Annotated in this window: 5 protein-coding genes; all 5 read right to left on the bottom strand. The window is 75.9% G+C overall.

What is annotated here, in order from left to right:
• Positions 1-3: 3 nt before the first annotated feature.
• Positions 4-909, bottom strand: a complete 906-nt coding sequence (locus ADL08_RS08680; RefSeq protein ID WP_267889557.1) for a lysylphosphatidylglycerol synthase domain-containing protein — start codon at positions 907-909, stop codon at positions 4-6.
• 28 nt (positions 910-937) lie between these two features.
• Positions 938-1,906, bottom strand: a complete 969-nt coding sequence (locus ADL08_RS08675) for a UbiA prenyltransferase family protein (protein ID WP_053641490.1) — start codon at positions 1,904-1,906, stop codon at positions 938-940.
• 103 nt (positions 1,907-2,009) lie between these two features.
• Positions 2,010-3,041: a glycosyltransferase family 2 protein gene (locus tag ADL08_RS08670; RefSeq protein ID WP_053641489.1), complete on the bottom strand. Its 1,032-nt coding sequence runs from the start codon at positions 3,039-3,041 to the stop codon at positions 2,010-2,012.
• A gap of 73 nt (positions 3,042-3,114) precedes the next feature.
• Positions 3,115-3,393 (bottom strand): hypothetical protein, encoded by a 279-nt coding sequence (locus ADL08_RS08665; RefSeq protein WP_053641488.1) that lies wholly within the window; start codon positions 3,391-3,393, stop codon positions 3,115-3,117.
• 26 nt (positions 3,394-3,419) lie between these two features.
• Positions 3,420-3,632, bottom strand: coding sequence for a hypothetical protein (locus ADL08_RS36510; protein ID WP_053641487.1), 213 nt, complete (start codon positions 3,630-3,632; stop codon positions 3,420-3,422).
• Positions 3,633-3,924 lie beyond the last annotated feature (292 nt).

Here is a 3,924-nt window from a genome sequence, read left to right as displayed (position 1 = left end):
CTCCTAGGCGGGGGTGGAGGCGGGGGAGGGGGCCGGGCGGCGGGGAAGGGTCAGGAGGAGGGCGGCGCCCCCGACGAGGACCTCGCTGAGGGTGCAGACCAGCCGGCTGGCGACCGCGACGGCGGTCGCCTCCTGCCAGGGCAGGACGGCGGTCAGCGAGAGCAGCAGCAGGCCCTCCCGGGCGCCCCAGCCGTCCGGCAGCACCACCACGAGGCTGGCGGCGGCGGTGGCCAGGGCGAAGCCGCCCACGCAGACCGGCAGCGCGGTCAGCGGCGGGGCGCCGAGCATCACGGCGAGCGCCCACAGGTGCAGTCCCGAGACCGCCCAGGAGGCGGTGGCGGAGGCGAGGGCCCGGCGCATGCCCCGGTCGCTCGCCCGGGTCGCCGGGGCGGACCTGCGGGCCAGCCGGGCGGCGAACGCGGCGAGGTGGTGGAGCAGTCCGGGCCGTACCGCCCAGGCCAGGGTCACCGCGCCCGGCAGCACCAGCCACCAGGCCTCGGCGCCGAGCGTCCAGGGCGCGGCGAGGGGGCCGACGGCGAGGCCGGTGAGGACGGCCACGATCAGGTTGAGCAGGAAGACGGCGAGCACGACCGGCGCGGGCACCCCGGCCGCACCGCCCATCCGCAGCTGGGCGAGGACGCCCCAGACGGCACCCGGCACGTACTTGCCGAGGTAGGAGGTGAAGTAGATCCGGGTCGCGGTCCGGCCGGGCACCCCGGGCCCCAGGTCGGACAGGAGCGTCCGCCAGGTGGCCATGGAGAGCAGGACGGCCAGGGCGTTGGCGGCGAGCGCCACCAGCAGGTACGGGACGGAGGCCGGCCGCAGGACGAGTCCGGCGAGCTCGCCCGCCCGGTCGTACAGGGCGAAGCCGACGCCCGTGACGACCGCGACGGGGAAGAGGACGGGCAGGGCGCGGCGCAGGGGGCCGCCGTGGTCGTCACCGCCACGGGCCGGTCTGGCCGAAGAGCCACGCGCCGGTCAGCGGCACGATCCAGAGGAGGGCGTTGGAGACGGTCATCCGGTCGCGGAACAGGGCCCGCGAGGGGTTCCCGCCGCCCGCGTCCACCACGATGAGCTGGAGGTAGCGGGCGAGTCCGAAGAGCGCGAACGGGGCGGTGAGCACCGCGACCAGCGGGCCGTGCGTCCCGAAGGCCGGGGTGGTCTGGATCTGCAGGACGTAGCTGACGGCGGTGAGCACGGCCGCGAAGGCGAGCAGCTGGTCGAGGAAGCCGAGGGTGTAGCCGCGCAGGGCGGGCCGGTGCAGCACCCCGCCGACCGCCATCTCGTGGCGCCGCTTGCCCAGGATCAGCAGCAGGCAGAGGGAGAAGACGCAGAGCACGAGCCAGCTCGGCACCGGGTTCCCGGCGGCCAGGCACCCCTGGACGAGGCGCAGGACGAAGCCGAGGGCGACGATGAAGACGTCGAGCAGCGGGACGTGCTTGAGCCCCTTGCTGTACGCGGCGTTGAGCGCGACGTACGCGGCGACCGGCCACCAGTCGGCGGGCGCGACCGTGCCGGTGAGCACGGTCAGGCCGGCCGTCGCCGCGAGGAGCGCGGCGAGCAGGGCGGCGAAGGAGACGGCGGCGGCGACGCTCGTGCGGCCGGCGGCGATCGGCCGGTGCCGCTTCTCCGGGTGGCGCCGGTCGCGGTCCCGGTCCCCGATGTCGTTGACCAGGTAGATCAGCGCGGACGCGAGGGTGAAGACGCCGACCGCGGCCAGGGTGCCGCCCAGCACGCCGCCGTCGAGGCGGGGGGCGGCGAGCAGGCCGAGCGGGACGACGACCGCGTTCTTCGTCCACTGTCCCGGGCGGACGAGGGAGACGAGGTCGGCGAGGCGGCCGGAGGGCGGGGAGGCAGGCGGGCGGGCCTTCGGTGCCTCTCTGCCGGTGAGCACGGGCGTGGCCATGAACGGACTCCTGTGGGCAGGGTCGTACGGAGGGCTGGGGCGGGCGTACGGGCCGGGGCCGTGATCGGCGTCGGGGCCGGGGCCGTACGGAGGGGGGCGGGCGTCACGCGGAGGTCGTGGGGGAGGCCGCCGGGGCCGGCCCGGGGCGGCGCCGGACGCTCGGTCCGAAGTCCGGCTCCGTCAGCCAGCGGACGGCGCCGCGGGCCGCGCCGAGGACGATCGCCTGGTGCAGCACGAAGTGGACGGCGGTGAAGTACAGGAGGAAGCCGGGCCCCCGGGTCCGCAGCGCGAACCGGCTCAGGCCGGGGTCCGCGCAGGCGAAGACCAGCGCGCACAGGGCGGGGACGAGCAGCAGCCAGGGCGAGAGGAGGCCGAGGAGGAGGGCGGGGAGCGTCAGCGCGGCCGCGAGGACGCCGAGCGGCCGGTTGGCGGTGAGACCGCCCTCCCGCATCTGCCCGAGCGCGGCGATCAGCAGCTGGGAGCGCCGGTACTGCTCCTTGAGCATCGCCCCGAGCCGGTCGACGTCGTCGTGCCGGCCGCGGATCGCCCCGGTCATCACGATCCGGTGGGAGCGGACGAGCCGGCCGCTGTACTCGACGTCCTCCGAGTCCCGGAGGTTCTCGTCGAAGGGGCCGGTCTCCTCGAAGACCTCCTTGCGGATCGCGCCGAGGGCGAAGAAGGCGGTGCGGACCTCGCCGACGGCGCGCCGGCGCCAGAAGTGGGCGTGCAGCGCGTGGTAGCGCTCCACGGGCCCGTCGTCGAAGAGGGGCTCGGGGTCGAGGACGCCGTGGACGCAGCCGAGGCCGGGGTCGTCCCGGAGCATGTCGGCGGCGTGGGCCAGGGCCTCGGGATGGAGCGCGGTGTCGGAGTCGAGGAAGAAGAGGACCTCGCCCCGGGCGGCGGCGGCGCCCGCGTTCCGGGCGGCGGAGACCCCGCGGTTGTGGGGCTGGGCGATGAGGACGACGCCGAACTCGCGGGCGATGTCCCGGGACCGGTCGGTGCTCGCGTCGTCCACGACGATGACGTCGAGGGGGGCGTGGGTCTGGGCGAGGACCGAGGCGAGGCAGGCGCTCAGGGTCTTCTCGTAGTTGTAGTTGGGGATGATGACGGACACCGTGGGACGGGCCCTGGGCATGGGGGTTCCTTGGGGGTGACGGGGTGTTCCGGGAAGTGGGGGGCCGGGACCGTGCCGGGCGCGGTGGGGCGTCTCAGAGGAGCCGGAAGTCCGCGATGCGGTGGCGGGAGAGCTCGGGGGAGTGTCCGACGAGGAGCCGGCAGAGCAGCAGCGCGTGACCGACGGCCTCGACCTCGTCGGGGCCCCGGATGTACAGGGCCAGTCGGACCGTCGGTCCGAGGACCAGGGCCCGCGCGGAGTCGAAGCGGTCCTGCGGCCGGGCGAGGCGGTGCAGCGTCTCGACGAGGCGGGCGGCGGACGGGGCTGGTGGGGGGTCGTCGTCCGCCGGGGGATCGTCGTCCGGTGCTCTCATCGAGATGCCGACGAGGTAGATGACGATCAGCCCCAGGAGAATCCGTCGCCGCCGTCCTGGGCGGTCGCCCCCGTCACCGCGATGTCCCCGGCGGTGACGGGCGCCGCGCCGGTCTCCGCCGGCTGGGCCGCGAGGACGAGGGACAGCGCGGCCGCCGCGGGGACGAGCAGGCCGAGGACGGTGCGGACGGCGCGGACCCGAAGGCGGACGAAAGTGGCGAACCGGGCGTTGCTGGGCATGGCGGGACTACCTTTCGGGGCGGTGCGGGACGGGGCGTCGCGGGGGTTCTCCCGAGGCCGCTCCCGGGCTCTGCCGGGCGGCTTCGACGTGTCCAAGACTGGCCCGCGGAGGGGTGGCCTGTCACCGGGGAACGGCTGGCGCCAACCGCGTGGCCGGTTGGGGACAGCGCCCGCCCCCACGCCGTACGCGCCCTCCACCAGCGCGTTTCCGTGCGGTGTCACGTTCCTGCCAGGCGGAAGGTGCCGGGCCCCGGGCAGGTCCCCGGACGGCCTGCGCGGCGGGGGGCGGGGG

Origin of the sequence: Streptomyces sp. NRRL F-6492, assembly GCF_001280125.1 — a bacterium.
Classification (GTDB): Bacteria; Actinomycetota; Actinomycetes; order Streptomycetales; family Streptomycetaceae; genus Streptomyces.
The sequence above is the reverse complement of the archived record's forward strand: the minus strand, read 5'-3'. Positions and strand labels throughout refer to the sequence as shown.

What these genes read in the sequence shown, in the direction of transcription:
- ADL08_RS36510 (WP_053641487.1), bottom strand. Translation starts at nt 3,632, where the DNA reads ATGCCCAGCAACGCCCGGTTCGCCACTTTCGTCCGCCTTCGGGTCCGC.
- ADL08_RS08670 (WP_053641489.1), bottom strand. Translation starts at nt 3,041, where the DNA reads ATGCCCAGGGCCCGTCCCACGGTGTCCGTCATCATCCCCAACTACAAC.
- ADL08_RS08665 (WP_053641488.1), bottom strand. Translation starts at nt 3,393, where the DNA reads ATGAGAGCACCGGACGACGATCCCCCGGCGGACGACGACCCCCCACCA.
- ADL08_RS08675 (WP_053641490.1), bottom strand. Translation starts at nt 1,906, where the DNA reads ATGGCCACGCCCGTGCTCACCGGCAGAGAGGCACCGAAGGCCCGCCCG.